This is a genomic window from Clostridium sp. DFI.1.208, assembly GCF_024463855.1.
GTDB lineage: Bacteria > Bacillota_I > Bacilli_A > Erysipelotrichales > Erysipelotrichaceae > Clostridium_AQ.
In genome coordinates this window covers 1-2,143 of the sequence record NZ_JANGCA010000128.1, presented here as the reverse complement: position 1 = coordinate 2,143, position 2,143 = coordinate 1, and the positions used below count along the sequence as shown (strand labels likewise).

General features: G+C 45.3%; 3 protein-coding genes and 1 pseudogene. All 4 read right to left on the bottom strand.

All coding sequences use genetic code 11. The features are described from left to right. Window positions 1–490, bottom strand: a 490-nt coding sequence (locus NE665_RS23535) for a hypothetical protein (protein ID WP_256302674.1), incomplete at its 3' end; no start/stop codon positions are given. A gap of 15 nt (window positions 491–505) precedes the next feature. Then, window positions 506–1,030 carry a hypothetical protein gene (locus NE665_RS23530; RefSeq protein ID WP_181968946.1) on the bottom strand — a complete coding sequence of 175 codons (525 nt, stop codon included), beginning with the start codon at window positions 1,028–1,030 and terminating at the stop codon, window positions 506–508. Window positions 1,031–1,121: 91 nt separating this feature from the next. Then, window positions 1,122–1,769, bottom strand: coding sequence for a hypothetical protein (locus NE665_RS23525; protein ID WP_256302673.1), 648 nt, complete (start codon window positions 1,767–1,769; stop codon window positions 1,122–1,124). Window positions 1,770–1,844: 75 nt separating this feature from the next. Continuing rightward, window positions 1,845–2,143, bottom strand: a pseudogene (locus NE665_RS23520) (hypothetical protein); the annotation flags it as partial.

The window sequence follows — 2,143 nt, the reverse complement described above, 5'->3', positions numbered from 1 at the left end:
CCTCACCGACGAATTCCTCACTTTTTGGATCATAATTCTTGAAATGGATATTCACCGGATAATCCCCCTTGGGTAGATCGACATCCAGCTTGTCCTCCTCCAGATAGTTTCCCGGCTCCATCGCTCCGCTTTGATAGATCTTCTGCTTATTGTCCTTGCGGATCATCTCCACCACCATCAGATAATGATTGTTCTTGGAATTCACGATCCGAACCAGTCCCTTACTGCTTCCTGTCTCGAACACCAGATTGCTGTTGATATTGATCTGGACGCTTCCCTCTGCCACCTTGTCATCCATCATCTTCTGGATCTCTTCCCGTGTCATTCCCGGAAGATAGCCTTCCTTCGCATCCTGCTCTCTTGCCAGACGATCATCCTCTGTGTTCCATGATCTTACAAACAGGAATCCTCCGACACACAGAAACAGCAACATCAAAAGAAGCAGCCATTTCTTCTTATTGTTTTCCTTTTGTCCTTCTTTCTCTTTCATCTTCATCCTCCGCAACTATTTCCGCACATGAATCGTCAGCTCACTGCCGGCTTTCCCCACATACTCTTTGCTCTTTTCCTGATAGCCTTCAAAATACACCAGAACAGGATAATTCCCTTTTGGCAGATCGACATCCAGCTTTGCTTTTTCAATCTTGTTACCTGGCTTGATCGCACCGCTCTCATAGATTAGCTCACCCTGTTTACCATTTTCATTGCGATAGATCTTCACGATCATGAGATAGCGGTTCTGCGGACTGTTCTCGATACGCAATGTCCCCTCACTCTTTCCATCTGGGAATACCGGGTTGGTATTGATCGAAATCATGAACTGCCCTTCTTCGACCTTCTCATTCATCAGCTTCTGAATCTCCTCCTTCGACATACCATCCAGTGTTCCCTCACTCTGATCCGGATCCAGCCACAGGTCGGTCTTATTGGAAACCATCCACACACTGCAACCACCGACTAACAGCAGAAGTGATAAGATGATCAGCCACTTCTTCCCCTTCTTCTTTACTTCTTCCTTGTTCTCTTCCATTCTCTCTCTCCTTCCATCGTACCTTTGCATAGGGAAGGAACCTTTCCTTCCTCATGTAAGAGCACGATGTGCTCTTATGTAAATGTTAGCATTATGATGCAGGTGTCGCTGATACATCCTTCTGTTTGATCGTATATACAACGTTGAATGCCAGTTCCGCTTTAGCCTCTGTTGATTCAATCGTGGATTTTGTAGCTAATCCTTTTACACCTAGAGATTTATCTTTTGCTTGCGCAACTTCAAAATTCGTTATGGCATTTTTTCCATAAGCCAATGGTTTATCAGCAATCGTTATCTGTACCGTCTTCTGATCGGCTGCTTTCTGTACATCTGTTCTGTTATCTGGATCAGAAGGTTTCGTTTTTGCGATACCGTCTGCATCGGTCAATGTCCAAAGACCTTTATCTGCATTTTCGATCGTGATGTTTGTAAGTTCCACACCGATTTCAGAATCACTTGCAACTTTGATTTTGTAATCACCTACTACGAATGAGTTTGGTGTTTCCGCCTGCTTATCAGGATCAGTTTCCGGTGTTACTGAGAAATCGATACGAATCGGCATCGTTACCTTCAGCTGTGACAGAGATTTACTGGATAATGTTGCCCAGATCTCACCATTCTGATCAGATGTCCCGTCTGTGGTATCTACATCCTTCGTTTCATCCTTTTCTGCTGCTGCGATCGGTGTGATCATCGCCATCATCATGGCTGCCATACTCAGTGCTACTAATTTTTTCATTTTCTTTTTCTCCTTTTCCCTCCCGTATCTTTTACATCCCCGGGGATCTCTCTGGGATACGTTCTGTTTTTTCTCTTACTTCTTCACTACGATGTTCAGTTGTGCCTTCGCTTCACCTGCCTTCTTCCCATCATCGTCATATGCCTCAAACGTTGCCGTACAGGCGTACGTCCCCCTGGATAACTCCTCGTCTAGATGATCCTCCTTGATCACCTGACCGGGCTTGATCCCATCACTGTAATAGATTTCTTTATCTCCATCATCGATCACGATGCGCACCCGCATGTTGTAGTTGTTGTTCGCTGCATTTTCGATACGCAGCGTCCCCTTGCTCTTCCCATTCTCGAATACCGGGGTACTGTTGATCGAGATCG